The organism is Chryseobacterium sp. CP-77 (assembly GCF_036362765.1).
GTDB lineage: Bacteria > Bacteroidota > Bacteroidia > Flavobacteriales > Weeksellaceae > Chryseobacterium > Chryseobacterium cupriresistens.
In genome coordinates this window covers 20,751-38,207 of record NZ_CP143637.1, presented here as the reverse complement: position 1 = coordinate 38,207, position 17,457 = coordinate 20,751, and the positions used below count along the sequence as shown (strand labels likewise).

Genomic DNA, 17,457 nt, shown 5'->3' with positions numbered 1-17,457 from the left:
TATTTATTATCTAGTCTTATTTTACAAATATATAATTTTGAATGCTAAAAATACAATCCCTAATTATTTTTTAATTCTATTTTAATTAGTGGAAAAAGTGTCTGACACCTGTAAACATCATCGGGATTTTGTGCTCGTTGGCAGCCTCTATACTATCCTGATCTTTTACACTTCCACCCGGCTGAATAATCGCCTTGATACCTTCCTGAGCGCAGAAATCTACCACATCACGGAAAGGGAAAAATGCATCTGAAGCCAGTACTAAATCTCCGGAGAATTTTTCTTTTGCTCTTTCGATAGCCTGCTGAGTTGCCCAGATTCTGTTTACCTGACCGCCCCCGATACCGAATGCCTGAATTCCGTTGGAAACTACAATCGCGTTTGACTTCACATATTTTACGACTCTCTGAGAGAAAAGTAATGCTTTTTTCTGTTCTTCTGTAGGCTGTACTTCAGTTACCACTTTGATATCATCTGAGAAGTGAAGGTCATTATCCTGAACAAGGATACCTCCGTCTACTTTCACCCAGGTCTGTTTGTCTGAAACAGGGTTTACGATTTTGATGATTCTCAGGTTTTTCTTTTTTCTTAAAATTTCAAGGGCTTCTTCATCAAATTCAGGAGCCATTACAATTTCAAGGAAAGTTTTATTTAATTCTTCAGCTGTAGCTGCATCAATTGTATAGTTCATTGCAACAATTCCGCCAAAGATGGAAACCGGATCACATTCGAAAGTTTTCTGATACGTTTCCAAAGCTGAAGTTCCGATCGCAACGCCACAAGGGGTAGAGTGTTTTACGGCACAACAAGCCATTTCTTCTTTGAACTCCGTTACCACTTTCCAGCAAAGGTCCATATCACGAAGATTGTTGAAAGAAAGTTCTTTACCTCCAAGCTGCTCGAAATCTTTCATTGCTCCGTTTTCGAAAGTAGAAACGTAGTAAGCTGCTGTCTGGTGAGGATTCTCTCCATATCTTAGATCTGCTACTTTTTTATAAGAAGCATTCAGGTAAGTAGGATATTCTTCATCTAAAAGCATTCTGGAAATAGCCGCATCATACGCAGAGGTAAGGTTGAATACTTTTCCTGCAAGTTTTTTACGGGTTTCGATGTATGTATCACCGTTTTGCTCCATTTCAATTTTCACTGCTGCATAGTCTTCCACATCAGTGATTACCGTTACAGAATCAAAGTTTTTCGCTGCAGAACGAAGCATTGAAGGACCTCCGATATCGATAAACTCTACTTTTTCATGTAAAGAAATGTCTTTGTTTACATTTTCAAAGAAAGGATAAAGATTTACGATCACCATGTCAATCAGACCAATTCCGTGTTCCTGAACGGTTTTCATGTGCTCTTCATTGTTACGAACAGCCAGCAATCCACCGTGAACTTTCGGGTGTAGAGTTTTCACTCTTCCATCCAACATTTCAGGGAAATTGGTAACCTCATCAATCTGAATAGGATTTAAACCAGCGTCTTTCAAATGTTTGAACGTTCCTCCTGTAGAAATCAACTCATAATTCTGAGCTTCCAAAAACTGCGCGAATTCAATTAATCCACTTTTGTCAGAAACACTGATTAAAACTCTCTTTTTACTCATTTTACTTTCAATTTTTTACTTTTTACAGCTATTTCAAACTGTGTCCGGGTCTTTCACCTCCGAACTTACTTTTATTTTACTTAGATTATTTGCTAATGCAGCAATGTATCAGTCTAGCAATGTAACAATACCTTTAACATTGGTAAATTGGTACACTGGTACATTGGTTATATTTATTAATTTCCCAGGACCTTATTGATCGCGACTGGGAATATTTCATATTCAATCTGGTGAACTTTCTGAGCCAGCGTTTCAGGAGTATCCTCTGCGGTTACTTCGAAAGACTTCTGAAGAATAGCTTCTCCTTCATCAATCCCTGGTGTCACAAAATGTACAGTTGCCCCACTCTCTACTTCTTTGGCTTCAATAACTGCATTGTGAACGTTCATCCCCCACATTCCTTTTCCTCCGAATTTCGGAAGCAAAGCCGGGTGAATATTGATTATTTTACCATTCCAGTTTTCACAGAATTCAGATTTTAAGATGGATAAGAATCCTGCCAATACGATTAAATCTGTATTTTCAGGGATTACTTTAGCCAACTCACTGCTGAAGTTCTTTCCTCTCGGAATCAGTATGTTTTCTATATTGTGATTCTTTGCTCTTTCCAGTCCGAAACATTCTCTGTCTGCTACCACCAGAGTTACTTTTGCATTCTGGATTTCTCCTGAGTCAATAGTGTCAATGATTCTCTGCAGATTGGTTCCTGAACCGGATACGAGTACAACGATATTCTTCATTATTCAGATGTTAGATGTCAGATTAAAGATTACAGACTTACGTCCGATATCTAAGATCTGAAATCTGATGTCATTTAAAATTTCAAATTGATTTTCTCTGCTCCTTCAGTGATTTCACCGATTTCGTAAGCGTCATCTAAAAGGTGTAATACTTTTTCAGCATGTTCTGCATCTACAACAATTACCATTCCTACACCCATATTGAATGTTCCGTGCATTTCTTCACGTGCCACTCCACCTCTTTTTTCAAGTTCAAGCATCACACTAGGAATTCTGATTTTTGTTTCGTCAATAGAAGCACAAAGTCCTTCCGGAATAATTCTAGGAACGTTTTCGTAAAGACCACCTCCTGTAATGTGGGCAATTCCTTCTACTCTTACTTCTTCCAATACTTTGTGAATATCTTTGTAGTATAGTCTTGTAGGAACCAGAAGTGTTTCATATAATGGTTTTCCTTCAAACTCCTCTTCAAAATCCGGGAATACTTTTCTTACTAAAGAGAATCCGTTTGAGTGGAATCCTGAGCTTGGCAATGCAATAATTTTGTTACCAGCTTTGATCTTAGAACCGTCAATGATCTGGTCTTTTTCTACGATTCCTACACAGAATCCTGCAACATCATAATCTCCAGGCTGGTACATCCCTGGCATTTCAGCAGTTTCACCGCCAATCAGTGCACAGTTGTTATCCTTACAAGCAGCAACCATTCCTAAAACGATTTCTGCAGCGATCTCTGAATCCAGCTTTCCACAAGCCAGATAATCTAAGAAGAATAAAGGTTTAGCACCGTGACAAAGAATATCGTTGGCACACATTGCGAAGCAATCTACCCCGATAGAATCATATTTTTTAGTATCTAAAGCTACTTTCAGCTTTGTTCCTACTCCATCTGTTCCTGATACAAGAACCGGATTTTTGTATCCACCGATTTCATAGAAAGCACCAAAACTTCCCAAGTGGTTCAGTACATTGGAATTGTGGGTTTCACCGACCGCTTTTTTGATCTTGTCAACCGTTTTGTATCCTTCTTCTTTGTCTACTCCTGCTGATTTGTAAGTGTTGCTCATGTTTAATAATTTAATAATGTAACAATATATCAGTTTAGCAATGTAACAATAGCTTCACTTTGGAAACCGGAGAATTGGTAAACTGGTACATTAGTATATTGATACATTTTATTTTAATAATTACTTTTATACTCGATTTTAGAAAACAAAAAAGCCGACAATCTTTTCAGATTATCGGCCGTTATTTTATCTCAGAATTTCAGAGCCCACAACTTTCCCTTTATGAGAAAAACATTGTTTATAGGAGGTCTGAATTTTCATCTCTTTTCTTTTTGCAAAAATAGTAATTTTAAATGAATATTCAAATTCTATTTTTCAAGGATTGTTTCAATGGCTGCAATCTTCTTAATTTTTTCTTTTAACTCGCTGTCTTTCTCTTCATTAGAAATTTTCTGAGCGGCTTTATCAAAGTTATCATTAAAGAAAGGAAGTGAAAAAGTTTCCACCACATTTCCTCCGTGGAAAGGGAAACGCTTTGATGCTGCTTCCAAAACACCTGCTCCACCTCTACCGCCCGGAGATGTAGACATCAATAGCATTGGTACTTCGTTCCAAACTGTTCTGTCTTTGATTCTGGATACCCAGTCGAACACATTTTTGAATGCTGTAGAATACGTTCCGTTGTGCTCTCCCAAAGAAACCAGTAATACATCAGCACCGTCAATTTTTGCTGCGAAATCATGAGCTTCCTGAGGAACACCGCCCGCTAATTCTCTTTCATGTTTATAGATTGGCATTTCGAAAGGATTCAAATCGATCACTTCTACGTCTGCATTTTCAAATAAAGTTGATGCATAGGCTACCAACTGCTTGTTCATTGAAACTTCTGAATTACTTCCTGCTATTGCTAAAATTTTCATAGGTGAGGTTTATTTTTTAAAATTACAAATTTAGTCTTTTATTTAAGATAAGACGGCAGTTCCATTGGGACTTCCATTAATAATACTTCAGTGTCTTCCACGGCTTCGATATTAAAGCTCTGAGTATCCCAGATTCCTAATCCGTCTCTTTCGTTCAGAACGCGGTCTCCGATTTTTACACTTCCTTTTAATACAAATGCATACACTCCGTTTCCTTTTTTGTTGAGCATATAGTTTTTGCCATTTCCTTTTTTAAAGTTGGCCAGATTGAACCAGGCATCCTGATGAATCCAAACTCCGTCATCATTTTTATCGGGAGATAAAATCTGCTGGAATCCATTGATTTTTTCCCCTTCTTTGATACTTTTCTGATCGTATCTCGGTTCAACATTCTGTTCTTTTGGGAACACCCAGATCTGAAGGAATTTTACTTCTTCATCTTTATTTTTATTGTATTCGCTGTGCATAACACCGGTTCCGGCACTCATCACCTGAATTTCTCCTTTTCTGATCACTGCCGTGGTCCCCATGGAGTCTTTATGCTCCAGATCGCCTTCCAGAGGAATGGATATAATTTCCATATCTCTGTGCGGGTGTGTTCCGAAGCCCATTCCCTGAGAAACGGTGTCATCGTTCAATACTCTTAAAACGCCAAAATTTGTTCTGTCTCTGTTTTGATAGTTGGCAAAACTGAATGTATGGTAAGAATTTAACCATCCGTGATTGGCATGGCCTCTTGAATCTGCTTTATGATATACTGTTTTCATTTTCTGTGATTATTTATGGTACAAATGTACGGGATGTGAACGTTTAAAAAGTTGATGTAGGTTAAGAAAGGAAATTTGGAGAAGTAAAAAGGGTCAAAAAGTGAAAATATAGGCTAGGTTGGATTACGCAAAGACGCAATTTTTTTTGCATTTGATATGTTTTTACGGCGCAAGGATTTTATCTGCGGTAAAATTTTATGTCAAATATTTTTTCTTCTAAAGATTGATGGATTGAACCAATTGTATAAATGCAAACATCTGTGTTATTTATGAAAATCTGTGGGAGATTGTAGTATCCCATTATTGATGTAAGTTTTGGCTAAAGCCATTGATGAGTGCTTATAGGAAAAGCGGGCTAAAGCCCGCTCCTATTGATATTTAAAATTATTTAATTTTAAAAATGCACCTGCTTGATTTCTTCTTCAATTTCCTTTGGAGTTTCATCTTCAGATTTCACAAAAATCATGGTTACTACGGCTCCGATCAGCATGCAAACGCCTCCTACCACAACATAATCCATCGCCTGTTTTCCGAAAATCCCGCTTACGATAGGACCTCCGAACAAACCATTGATGATCTGCGGAATCACAATAAAGAAATTAAATATTCCCATATAAACGCCCATTTTCCGTTGTGGAATCACCTCAATAAGCATTGCATAAGGCATTGCTAAAATACTTGCCCAGGCAAAGCCTAATCCGATCATTGAGATCCATAAATTGTTGACATCTTTAATGAAATACATGGAAACCAGTCCCAAACCTCCACACAATAAGGCTAAAGCATGAGTCTGCTTTTTACCAATCATTTTTGCTATTGGAGTCAGCAGAAATGCAAACGGAATCGCCCAGAGATTGTACATTCCGAAAAGCTTTCCGGTAAGGTCACCAGCATCGTTAAATGCTTTGGAATGGGTATCTTCAGGAGAAAGACCAAAATGATGAGTTGCCAGTGCACTGGTTGTGAAAACCCACATGGTAAATAAGGCAAACCACGAGAAAAACTGAACAATTCCCAGTTTTTTCATCTGCAAAGGAATCGCTGCAAAGTCTTTGAAAATATCTGAAAACTTAGACTCATGTTTTTCTACTTCTTTTCCATCTTCAAAATCAGCAAATTCCTGTGGGGAATATTCTCTGGTTGTCATGATGGTGTATAGAATTGATATGATAAGCAATCCCGCACCGATATAAAAAGAATAAATGACATTATCTGCTACAAATCCTGCTGGTGCTTCGTTGGAAATTCCCATTTTTGTTAACCAATCCGGCAGATAAGAGCCTAGTACTGCTCCGATTCCAATCAGAATTGTTTGTACAGAAAATCCTATCGTACCTTGATGTTTGGGAAGCATATCTCCTACCAAAGCTCTGAATGGCTCCATTGCAATATTCACCGAAGCATCCATCATGGCCAGAAATATTACGGCTAACAAAAGCGCATTGGCCGCAAACATCTGAGTAACAGAAGCTGCATTCGGAAGTAAAACCAACCCTATTGCACACAGGACAGCTCCAATCAGGAAATAAGGTTTTCTTCTTCCCAACGGACTCCAGGTATTGTCTCCCATGTGACCGATGATAGGCTGGACAATCAGACCTGTAATGGGAGCTACCAGCCAGAACCAGGATAATTCGTGAACATCTGCTCCTAAATTCCCCAGAATACGGCTTGCATTTCCATTTTGTAATCCGAATGCCATTTGAATTCCCAGGAATCCCATGCTCATATTGATAATCTGGAGCATGGATAGGTCTGGTTTTTTCCTTTTTCCTACCTTCCCAGTATCATATTTCCTCATCATTATTGCCATTACAACTTCAGTTTTTGAATTAATGCATCTTCAATAGGTGCTTTTTCAATAACCACTTTATCTACCACCTCATTCGGCACTGTCACAGAAAGAACATATTGCTTAACCTTCCAGCTTCCGTTGATTTTCTCTACCACTCCCGAGCCTCTGCAGATCTTCATCTGGGTATCCAGTAATTCATCAAACCATGCCAGTTTTCCGTCTTTGCTGAAGTAAATATTTCTTTTAAGGGCTTTAAAATTCCAGGTTTTCTTTTTGTCAAAATAAGGTTTTGCCCACACCATAAATGCTTTTTTATCCCAGATTTCGGTAGCATCTGTTCCGATGAAGGTAGATTCATCCGCAAATAGGTTAAAATACGCATTGTAATCTGCTTTTGCCGCCATTGCATTGAAGGTATCAAGCATGGTACTGATTTCCGATTTTTCTTTTTCAAATCCGATTTTCGACTGTGCCGTAAGTAAAGAAAATCCCAGTAAAAAAAGGATGAGTGTATAAGCAGTCGTTAATTTTTTCATATGTATTAATTATTTTTCCAGTTCAATAATCAGTGGAGTTTTTGCAGGAATATTCATTGTATTTTGCAATGAAATTTCTTTGTCTGAAATGATTTCTTTTCCTTTTGTAAATCCATTCAGTGATTCTGCAAACCGTTTCATATCTAATGTCTGATCTTTTTCATTATTGTTGACCACCACCATTACCGTTTCTTTTTCATTATATCGGAAATAAACAAAAACACCATCCTGAGGAACGAAATTTTTAGTTTTTCCATGATGTATCACGTCTTTGCCTTTTCTCCAGTTCAATAACTTCTGAGTAAACCGGAAAAATTCTTTCTGCTCCGCAGTTTGACCGGATGGATTGAAAGCATTTTGTGCATCAGATTTCCAGCCACCGGGAAAGTCTCTGCGGATATCTGCATCGCCGCCTGTCTTTTTGTCTCCTCTCATTCCTATTTCTGATCCGTAATAAATCTGCGGAATTCCTCTTACTGTCGAGATCAGGGTAAGTGCCATTTTATAGGCATCTGGATTTGCATTAAAGATTTCGTTCCATCTTTCGGTATCATGATTTTCAAAGAAAACAAGCGTATTATTGATATCCGGATAAAGGAAATCGCTGGTAAAAGAATCGTAAATACGAATCATTCCTTTATCCCAGCTTTCTTTTTCTTGAAGGGCTTTAGGCATATTTTCAAACAGCATAAAATCCATCACAGAAGGTAAGTTTGAATTGTACCCTTCTATTTCTCCTATTTTCGAATTTTTCTGCCATGCTGCAATTTGTGCTGCTGTATAAAGCCAGGTTTCTCCTACGATATTGAATTTTGGGTATTCATCAGTGATTGCTTTGGCCCATTTGGCCATGGCATCTTTATCATTATAGGGATAGGTATCTACACGAAATCCTCCCAGTTCTGCATATTCTATCCACCAGATTGCATTTTGAATCAGATACTTCAGGACTAAAGGATTTTTTTGGTTGATATCAGGCATGGTCGTATCGAACCAGCCGTCCAGTGCGTATTTTTTATCAATATCTGAAGCATTGGTATCAAACTGTGTTGTCGTTTTATAGTTGGAACGTTTAAATCCTTTTTCTCCTTCATCAAACCAATGAATCCAGTCTTTTGAAGGAAGGTCTTTGATCATCCAGTGTGATCCACCCCAGTGGTTGGTTACATAATCCATCACGAGCTTCATCTTTCGTTTATTCAACTCTTGGGATAATGTTTTATAGTCTTCATTGGTTCCGTAGCGGGCATCTATTTTATAGAGATCAGTTTGAGCATAGCCGTGGTAGGAATACACTTTTTCGTTATCCTCATTTACAGGAGTAAGCCAGACTGCTGTTGCGCCCAGATTCTGAATATAATCAAGGTTGTTGATAATTCCGCGAAGATCCCCTCCATGCCTGCCGTTGGGAAGACTGCGGTTCGCTTTTTCGGTAAGTTCCGGTTTTGAATCATTCTTTTCATCCCCGTTGGCAAATCGGTCCGGCATGATCAGATACATAAAGTCTTTTGAAGTAAAAGACTCGCGGCTCGCAGATCCGGGATTTCTTTGTTTTAATTCATAGGTGTACGAAGTAAGATTCTTTTTACCTTTTTTAATATTGATGATAAACTTCGGGACGTTTATTTCATGGGTATCAACTGTAATAAAAACATAATTGGGGTTATCTACTTTCCGGATGTCTTTAATCTGTATTCCATCTGAAAGCGTAATCTCGTTTTTAGCCACATCTTTTCCGTACACAAGAATCTGAAGTTCAGGATTTTTCATTCCTTTCCACCAGAAAGCCGGTTCTACTCTTTCCAGGTTTTTCTGGGAAAAAGCGAAAGAAGCTATAGAAATGGCGAATGCTGCATATATTGTCTTCATATTAGTGTTCAATTTAGCATTAAATTTTTATATATACATCGAAAAATATAAGAGAAAGTCTATTTTTTGATCTCTTTTTACAACAACGATAAGATTAGGTATCTTCATATAGATTTCATCATGAATAATTGGATTTGGACAAAATGTGAAAATCAGCCAGACTGCGGATAAATACTTAAAAAAATACCCCGGAACATTAAAAAATCAATGAACCGGGGCACCTTAGTGTATCTTACAATTATTTTACTGGTTTAATAGAAATTGCGAAACCGCCGCTTCTTGCCATTTTAAAATTAATTTTCGATTTTCCTGTAATCTCTTTCTTGTAGATGTTATAGCTTTGAGGATTATCGATATAATCGGCATCTTTTCCATCTTCATAGATGGTTGCCTCATATTTCTTTCCTTTATCCAGGAATGAGAAATCTACTGTATACTCACGTTTGTTTTCATCGGTAATACCTCCTACAAACCAGTTTTCAGTTCCTTTTGCTTTTCTTGCTGTCACCACATAATCACCTGGTTCTGCAGATAATATTTTTGTATCATCCCAATCTGCTGCTACATCCTTGATAAACTGGAACGCATCCATATGCTTTTTGTAGTTTTCAGGAAGGTCTGCAGCCATCTGAAGCGGCATATACATCGTTACATAAAGCGCCAGCTGTTTTACCAGCGTAGTTTTTACGAAACGATTATCTCCAGGGAAATAATAGTCCAGTTTTGTCTGGAAAATTCCCGGAGTATAGTCCATAGAACCTCCCATCCATCTTGTAAACGGAAGAACCGTCTGATGGTCCGGTTTATTTCCTCCGAATGCTTCATATTCCGTTCCACGAGCTGCTTCTGCAGAGATATAGTTCGGATAGGTACGGCTTTCTCCTGTAGGACGCACGGATTCGTGAGAATTCACCATGATTTTATAGTCGTTTGCTTTTTCTGCAATTCTATAATAATGGTTGATTGTCCATTGAGAATAGTGATGTTCTCCTCTAGGAATGATATCTCCTACATATCCTGTTTTCACAGCATCATATCCATATTTATTCATGGTTTGGAAAGCTTTATCAGCCCATCTTTCATAGTTTGTGGCAGAACCTGAAGTTTCATGGTGCATGATCAGCTTGATTCCTTTTGAATGCGCATATTCATTCAACATTTTAATATCAAAATCCGGGTAAGGAGTAATGAAATCGAAAACAAACTCTTTTGAGTGTCCGAACCAGTCTTCCCAACCGATGTTCCATCCTTCGATCAGTAATCCCTGGAATCCGTTTTCTGCCGCAAAGTCAATGTATTCCTTAACTTTTGTATTATTAGCAGCATGCTTTCCGTTTGGAGTTAATTTTGCAAAGTCCGTTTTACCTAAATGCACATTTTCAGCAGTAGAATAAGCCCATTGTGATTTTCCGATGATCATTTCCCACCAGACTCCCATGTATTTTGTAGGGTGAATGTAAGAAGTGTCGGTATATTTTGTAGGCTCATTAAGATTGAAGATCATTTTGGAATCCATTACCTGCTCTGCTTTCGGCGCAACGATAATCGTTCTCCAAGGCGTTACTGACGGTGTCTGAATATATCCTTTCGCTCCCTGTCTGTCGGCAGTCAAATGCGTTTTGAATTTATAATTCTGTGCATCTACCTCAAGATGTGAAGCCGGATAATCCAATACGGCTGCTTCTGCAACATTAATATACAATGGTTCTTTTCCTTCTTTTTTAAGCATTAAAGGAGACTGAACTGCATTTTTCACCAATGACTGGGAAGCGTTGGCATCATATGCTTTATCCCATTTTGAAGGAATCTCGGATACTTTAGTTTCCTGATACTGATACTCCTGAGAGTCGTAATCGGCAACCATCCACCATGCCTTCATATCGGTAGGGAAATCGATTTCAGAGTCTTCTTCTCTGATCACAAAGTAATTAAGGTTTTTCTGCTGTGGGAATTCATATCTGAAACCCAATCCATCATTGAATAATCTGAACTTTACCACAATACTTCTGTCTGTAGAAGCCTGGTTCAGGGTAACTGCCAGCTCGTTGTAATGATTGATATAATTTTTCTTTTCTCCTAAAACCGGCTGCCAGGTTTCATTTTTAGAGTCTCTTTTTTCATCTGTCTTTGCAAAACCGTTGTTCAGATCGTATTTTGCATCTTCTGGTTTGGCAATCTCAGAAGCAAATTTTATGGCTGTGTCTTTAAATAATCGCAATCCCAATTTAGAATCTTCCACCACTACCGCACCATTATACTTTAGGTTATAGTAAGGTACTCCTTCTTTCAGCTGAAAGTTCATTTCGAACTTCCCGTCCGGAGACTTTAAAGATTGGGCTTTCACACCTGTAAACATCATTGAGAGCAAAAGCGCTCCAACTGTAATTTTCTTCATAATGACTATTTATTAACTTAAAAAATAAAGTGCTGCGGTAAAGCAGCACTTTGCTTTATTTGAGTTTGATTTCTAATTGTTTTAAAATATTGGAATTGCCGAATACTCCGCGGTTATATCGTTGAAATATACGTCATACTTAAAGGTTTCACTTACCGGAATATTTCCTCCGCTGAGCTCAGCTACACCAAAAAACTCCTGAGCTTTTCCCCAGTTTGTTCCCCAATCATGATTTGCCCTGAACTTGAATTCACCTGAATTCAGAGTAACATTTTTCTTAACCCAAATGTGAGAATCAAAAGTTGACTTCTGTAAATCCAGATCTGTATTCCAATCTCCTGATGCAGTTCCGATCATTGAAATCGTATTATAGGTAACTGTTGGAGATCCAATTGAAGTAAAGGTATATGTTAAAGTATTGGTATCAACTGTCAGTTTATAATATCCAGCAGCAGATACAGAAATATTTCCTGAAGAACCGCTTGTACTTAATGTACCTGAAATACTACCCATTCCATATTGAGTATTCCAGGATCCTGGAGTTTTAATCATTTTAAAACCGCCTTGTGCAAAATATCCGGTATAAGAATACACTCCTGCTGCAGCTGTTTTTTGTAATGGAAGAAACTTCGTATTTGTATTTGTATTATCCCATCCAGCCGCTGTAGCATCCCCGATCAGATATAGATCATTATAATTGTAAACCGGACCTAAAAGATAGGGCGTTACTGTTAAGGTCTTAACATCAGAATAGAAAGGTGCAGCACCAACCAAAGTTCTTAACCGAACCTCAATCTCAGCAGCTACATTAGTAGCAGCTCCTAATCCTAATGCTATATTATTAAGCTGTTTATTAGTAAAGCTCAGAGGAGAAGTTGTCACTTCCATAGTAGAAGCATCCTTAAAGTTTTTCCCTTTTATTGCAAATTGTAACTGTTGTGTATAAACTACAGCTACGTTAAAGGTTGATTTATTCCAAGTGATGTTTAGAGCTACATTGTCAGGATTAGCCTTATCTAAAACAATAGTTGTCTTATCTGGTGTAATCTTACTTTTTACAGTTTCTGTAATAATTACCTGATCTTCATCTTTTTCACATGAAATAACAAAAATTCCAATACATACTATTGCTAAAATTTTAAAAAAATTTTTCATTTTTAGATTCTGTTTAAAAGTTAATATCCAGGGTTTTGAACCAAGTTAGGATTAGCCACTATATCATTTGCCGGTATAGGGAAAAGATTTCTATATTCATCTACACCTTTACCTTCCTTTACACCACCTTTCCAAGGCCATAGATATGAACCTGACGTAAATTTACCATAACGAATCAGGTCTGTTCTTCTCGTTGCTTCCCAAGACATTTCCCTAGATCTCTCGTCTAAGAAAAAATCGGTATTAACTGAAGCAACAGTAGTTCCCCCCGCTCTCGTCCTTAAGGCATTTACATACCCTAGTGCAGTGGCTGCATCTCCTCCTGATCCACCTCTTGAAACAGCTTCACCATACATAAGATAAATATCCGCTAAACGATATAAAGGAATATCCGCGTCAACAAAATTACCTGATACATCTGATCCAGGAGCACCATTAGAATACTTTATATTTTTATACTTAATAAACGCATAGCCATCTGTAAATGTTGATATATTATTTATTTCTAAATTTTGACCATTTGTATAGAAATTTCCTCTTTTGTCGCTTGGGGAACCAGCAAATAGATTAACAAAAGATTTTGTAGTTCTTATACCACCCCAACCTCCATTGATTCCGAATTCAGAAGCAGGCATAGAACCTCCCACTGCAGCGTGTACCATAAAAGTTGAACCTCCGTAAGTTTTTGTACTTGTACCATCGTAGTTTACAGATAAAATAACTTCAGGATTATTTACATTATTATCTGCCATAAATAATGATGAATAGTTTGACTTTAATGAATATCCAGCATTTATTACTTTATTACAGTATGTAATACAATCCGTATATCTTGCTGTGCCCGTATAAACTTGTGCATTTAAATATAGTCTTGCTAATAAAGACCAAGCAGCAGCTTTATCTGCTCTGCCATATTCATTACTTCTAGCATCTTTAAGATCATTTGCACAAGCTAAAAGCTCAGACTCTATATATTTGAATAGTTCTGCTCTTGCAATTCTCGGAGGAGGAGTATTAATGATATCAGTAGCCTCAGTTACCATTGGTACATTTCCAAACAAATCCATTGCATGATAATAAGATTGAGCTCTTAGAAAACGAGCTTCAGCTCGCATATATTTCGCTTCTGTAAGATTACTTCCTGTGATTCCATTTGTGGAAAGTTTCTCGTCAGTCGTATTTTTAATAAATTCATTACTTACAGCAATTACATTGAATATTCTATAGTATATTGCTGCAACAAAAGGGTTGGAAGCATTCCAAGTCATATTATGCATATCTGGAAGACCTGCATCAGCCCAAGCAATAACAGCTTCGTCTGTTGTTAAAACCTGCATACTGTACATTTGACGAAGATAGTTTGAGAAACCGCCGTCGATTCCACCTATATCCGTATTTCCATCTGCATTATTTTGATCTCCCTGCCCCCCGATTGCTAGCCCTGCATAAATTTTAGCTAAGGCAGGTTTATAGTTACTAAAATCTTTGTATAACACTGTAGCTGTTAATCCTAAACTTGGTTCTCTTTCAAGATCTTGGGTACAAGAACCTGCAAAGAATAGAGCCCCTAGAGTAATAGACCCTATTATTATTTTTTTATATAAATATTTATTTCTCATGTTGATTAAAATTGGAAGTTAAACCCTACTGAATACACTTTCGGTCTTTGATAGAAACCATTGTCAATTCCTCCAAATACCTCAGGATCTACACCTTTATATTTTGTAATCACAAAAACATTTTGTGCCATTGCATTTACTCTTAAATTTGTTCCTTTTCCCATAAATTCTCCTGCATTATAACCAATTGATAAATTATCCATTCTAAGAAAGGATGCATCTTCAATAAACATATCCGAGAAAAGTTGTGTTGTAGCAAACTGTGTTGTTAGAACACTTGAATTTGTATTGCTCAAGAAATTATTCGCCTGAATATTTGCAATTGAACTATTAGACGCAGAATTATTATAAACGTAATTTCCTAAAACAGCTCTAAGCGATGTGCTAAATTCCCATTTTTTTACACTTACCTTTGTAGAAAAACCCAGGATTACATCAGGATTTGGAGATTTATAGAAATATTTATCATCTTCAGTAGATTTTCCATCACCATTTCTGTCAACATAAGCTCCTTCTAAAGGCTTTCCATTATTATCATAAACTTGCTGGTAAACATAAAATGCATTAAGGGGCTGACCCACTGTAATTGCTTGAATATAGTTATTAATACCGGTAAGTGTCCCTACTTGAATTTTATATGATGAATCTACATATTGAGATAAGCTTGTAACCCTAGGATTAAATCTAGTAGCATTAAGATTTACATCCCAGGTTATACTTTCATTTTTTACAGGAACCAAATTCAAGTTAGCTTCAAAACCTTTGTTGGCAATAATTCCAACATTTTTAATATTAAAGTTACTTAAATCACCTGCCCATGTAGGTACTTTTGCAATAAGGTTTTCAGATTTTTTATCAAAATAATCTATTGAACCACTAATTCTATTATTTAAAATCGCAAAGTCTAAACCTATGTTTTTAGTAGTTGTTGTTTCCCAAACCAAGTTTGGATTGTAAACATCCGGACGAAGTAATGTATAGAAACTATTACCAAACTGATACTGTGCAGTACTACTATTACTATAAGAATAAGAACCAAATGCAGGATAGAAATTACCGGTCTCTTGCTGACCGGTCTTACCCCAACCTGCTCTTATTTTTAATGAATTAATCGATGAAATACTTTTTAAGAAACTTTCTTCATTAATTTTCCATGCAACTGACACTGCTGGGAAATTACCCCATAACTGGTTCTTATCTGCTCCATTCCAGAATGTTGAAGAACCGTCTCTTCTGATAGAACCATTGATAATATACTTATCTGCTATGGTAAAAATACCTCTGGCGTAAAAAGATAGTAAAGTTCTCTGCGTATCTCCAGCAGTTGAAAAATCGGTCTTTTGACCATTTCCATAATATGTAGGCGCTGCTGGAGTAATCGATCGTGTATCTTGATAAGAGTAACCACCAATTATATCTACAGTGGTATTAATCGCATTAATCTTTTTTACATAATTTAGATAAGATTCAAATAATTTACTTTTAATCTCCTGAGAATATGAACGATAAGATCCTAAAGTTCCAATACCTTGAGCGTATTCTTTATATGTGTTAACAGAACCATCACTTTTTGCATAATCATAAGATCCTGTTATGTTCAATCTTAATTCAGGTAAAAAATGAAACTTATAATCTAGTTGTAAACTTGGAATAATCCTAAAGACAGATGAAATATCTCTTTTACCATATAATAAACCTAATGGATTTCTTGTTCCATTTACATTTAAACCTGTAGCAGTATTGGCAGGATCTAACCATTCATAATATCCTCCATACTTAGAATTCCCTGAATATACTGGTTGCGTTGGATCAAAATAAATAGAAGCGCCGATAGCTCCAGCATCTGGGAATCTGTTCTCAGAAAAAGTTCCTTTAAAATTACCATTAACAGTTAAATGATTATCAAAAAATTTAGGCGAAAAATTTAACCCTAATGAAGTTCTTCTGAATTCATTTGTCCTTACGATCCCGTTTTGCTCATTGTACCCCAAAGATACTCTATATGGCAAACCTTTTACACCACCTGAAAATGCAACATTATTATCTGTTCCCCAGGCTTGTTGATAAATTTTATCCTGCCAATTAGTATTTGCAGTACCGAGATAAGACTTCTGAACATTTGTACCAAAAGTATTCACAAAACTTCTAAACTGATCAGCATCCAAAACATCTACATTACCCATTTTTGTAGACACAGAAAAATTAGTATTGAAATTAACTTTGAATTTTCCTGCGGTACCTTTTTTCGTTGTAATTAATATAACCCCGTTCGAAGCTCTATTACCGTAAATAGCTGCAGAAGATGCATCTTTTAAAATATCAAATGTCTCGATGTCATTTGGATTAATCAATGATAACGGATTTGTTGCTCCGCTTAAATTGTTAAAATCAATAGGAACACCATCAATAACAATTAGCGGATCATTATTAATAAATGAAGAACCTCCTCTTACTCTAATTGTAGAACCTGAGCCAGGAGCACCGCTGTTGCCGGTAATTTGTACCCCAGGAGTTTTACCAACAATCAGTTGATCAGCAGTAGCTGCTCCCCCATTGAAATCTTTTGATGTCACAGAAGAAATAGATCCTGTAAGATCTGTTTTTTTCTGCTTACCATATCCAATCAAGACAACCTCGTCAATCTTCTTCTCCTGAGGAAGAGAATCTTTTTTCTGCGCGTGCATTACTGTACTGGCCAGTAAAAAAGCGGGCGCGATTTTTAATACTGTTGTAAAATTCTTCACAATCTTATTTTTTTATAGTTTCGTTTTTTTAGTCATGTTTAGGCCTCAAGCCAGACTCGCAATTTAAAAAAAAATTAGAATTATTATAAATTTAATATAATTTTAGTTAAAATTATGTATATTACGAAACCCATTTTAGTTAGTTTTTTAAGATACAATATTTTACAACGTCTTATGTATTACATAACATTTGTTTTAATTTAAGAAAATGTTAAACAATTGTTTAACTTAATTTGGTGTTCGGCCCTTAAAATTTGTATTCTGCAGCATAATAACACCACCAATAGCGGTATTCAACAGATATTCC

At 36.7% G+C, this 17,457-nt stretch carries 12 protein-coding genes; all 12 read right to left on the bottom strand.

Features of this window, described 5'->3' with window-relative positions:
* Window positions 1–85 precede the first annotated feature (85 nt).
* Complete coding sequence (gene purH, locus V0410_RS00145) at window positions 86–1,603, bottom strand: bifunctional phosphoribosylaminoimidazolecarboxamide formyltransferase/IMP cyclohydrolase (RefSeq protein ID WP_202843950.1); 1,518 nt, start codon at window positions 1,601–1,603, stop codon at window positions 86–88.
* 176 nt (window positions 1,604–1,779) lie between these two features.
* Entirely contained in the window at window positions 1,780–2,343 is a 564-nt protein-coding gene (purN, locus tag V0410_RS00140; protein WP_330745800.1) for a phosphoribosylglycinamide formyltransferase, read from the bottom strand.
* A 74-nt stretch (window positions 2,344–2,417) separates the two neighbouring features.
* Window positions 2,418–3,410, bottom strand: coding sequence for a phosphoribosylformylglycinamidine cyclo-ligase (gene purM, locus V0410_RS00135; protein WP_330745799.1), 993 nt, complete (start codon window positions 3,408–3,410; stop codon window positions 2,418–2,420).
* Between the two features lie 308 nt (window positions 3,411–3,718).
* Entirely contained in the window at window positions 3,719–4,270 is a 552-nt protein-coding gene (locus V0410_RS00130; RefSeq protein ID WP_110009353.1) for an NADPH-dependent FMN reductase, read from the bottom strand.
* A 38-nt stretch (window positions 4,271–4,308) separates the two neighbouring features.
* Window positions 4,309–5,037 carry a pirin family protein gene (locus V0410_RS00125; protein ID WP_330745798.1) on the bottom strand — a complete coding sequence of 243 codons (729 nt, stop codon included), beginning with the start codon at window positions 5,035–5,037 and terminating at the stop codon, window positions 4,309–4,311.
* A gap of 394 nt (window positions 5,038–5,431) precedes the next feature.
* Window positions 5,432–6,850: an MFS transporter gene (locus V0410_RS00120; RefSeq protein ID WP_330745797.1), complete on the bottom strand. Its 1,419-nt coding sequence runs from the start codon at window positions 6,848–6,850 to the stop codon at window positions 5,432–5,434.
* Window positions 6,850–7,368: a nuclear transport factor 2 family protein gene (locus tag V0410_RS00115; RefSeq protein WP_330745796.1), complete on the bottom strand. Its 519-nt coding sequence runs from the start codon at window positions 7,366–7,368 to the stop codon at window positions 6,850–6,852. Before V0410_RS00115 ends, V0410_RS00120 begins: the two co-directional genes overlap by 1 nt.
* 9 nt (window positions 7,369–7,377) lie before the next feature.
* The gene (locus tag V0410_RS00110) at window positions 7,378–9,237 is read right to left on the bottom strand and encodes a glycoside hydrolase family 13 protein (RefSeq protein WP_330745795.1); all 1,860 of its coding nucleotides are present in this window, start codon (window positions 9,235–9,237) and stop codon (window positions 7,378–7,380) included.
* Between the two features lie 238 nt (window positions 9,238–9,475).
* A complete protein-coding gene (locus V0410_RS00105; RefSeq protein ID WP_110009357.1) occupies window positions 9,476–11,632 on the bottom strand; it encodes a glycoside hydrolase family 97 protein in 2,157 nt (718 codons plus the stop codon).
* A gap of 81 nt (window positions 11,633–11,713) precedes the next feature.
* Entirely contained in the window at window positions 11,714–12,787 is a 1,074-nt protein-coding gene (locus tag V0410_RS00100; protein ID WP_330745794.1) for a SusE domain-containing protein, read from the bottom strand.
* 20 nt (window positions 12,788–12,807) lie between these two features.
* A complete protein-coding gene (locus V0410_RS00095; RefSeq protein WP_137904206.1) occupies window positions 12,808–14,406 on the bottom strand; it encodes a RagB/SusD family nutrient uptake outer membrane protein in 1,599 nt (532 codons plus the stop codon).
* Window positions 14,407–14,411: 5 nt separating this feature from the next.
* The gene (locus V0410_RS00090; protein WP_330745793.1) at window positions 14,412–17,150 is read right to left on the bottom strand and encodes a SusC/RagA family TonB-linked outer membrane protein; all 2,739 of its coding nucleotides are present in this window, start codon (window positions 17,148–17,150) and stop codon (window positions 14,412–14,414) included.
* Window positions 17,151–17,457 lie beyond the last annotated feature (307 nt).

Coding starts and splice junctions, on each gene's coding strand:
- V0410_RS00095 (WP_137904206.1), bottom strand. CDS start 14,406: ATGAGAAATAAATATTTATATAAAAAAATAATAATAGGGTCTATTACT.
- V0410_RS00125 (WP_330745798.1), bottom strand. CDS start 5,037: ATGAAAACAGTATATCATAAAGCAGATTCAAGAGGCCATGCCAATCAC.
- V0410_RS00110 (WP_330745795.1), bottom strand. CDS start 9,237: ATGAAGACAATATATGCAGCATTCGCCATTTCTATAGCTTCTTTCGCT.
- V0410_RS00130 (WP_110009353.1), bottom strand. CDS start 4,270: ATGAAAATTTTAGCAATAGCAGGAAGTAATTCAGAAGTTTCAATGAAC.
- V0410_RS00100 (WP_330745794.1), bottom strand. CDS start 12,787: ATGAAAAATTTTTTTAAAATTTTAGCAATAGTATGTATTGGAATTTTT.
- purH (WP_202843950.1), bottom strand. CDS start 1,603: ATGAGTAAAAAGAGAGTTTTAATCAGTGTTTCTGACAAAAGTGGATTA.
- V0410_RS00105 (WP_110009357.1), bottom strand. CDS start 11,632: ATGAAGAAAATTACAGTTGGAGCGCTTTTGCTCTCAATGATGTTTACA.
- V0410_RS00120 (WP_330745797.1), bottom strand. CDS start 6,850: ATGGCAATAATGATGAGGAAATATGATACTGGGAAGGTAGGAAAAAGG.
- purN (WP_330745800.1), bottom strand. CDS start 2,343: ATGAAGAATATCGTTGTACTCGTATCCGGTTCAGGAACCAATCTGCAG.
- V0410_RS00115 (WP_330745796.1), bottom strand. CDS start 7,368: ATGAAAAAATTAACGACTGCTTATACACTCATCCTTTTTTTACTGGGA.
- purM (WP_330745799.1), bottom strand. CDS start 3,410: ATGAGCAACACTTACAAATCAGCAGGAGTAGACAAAGAAGAAGGATAC.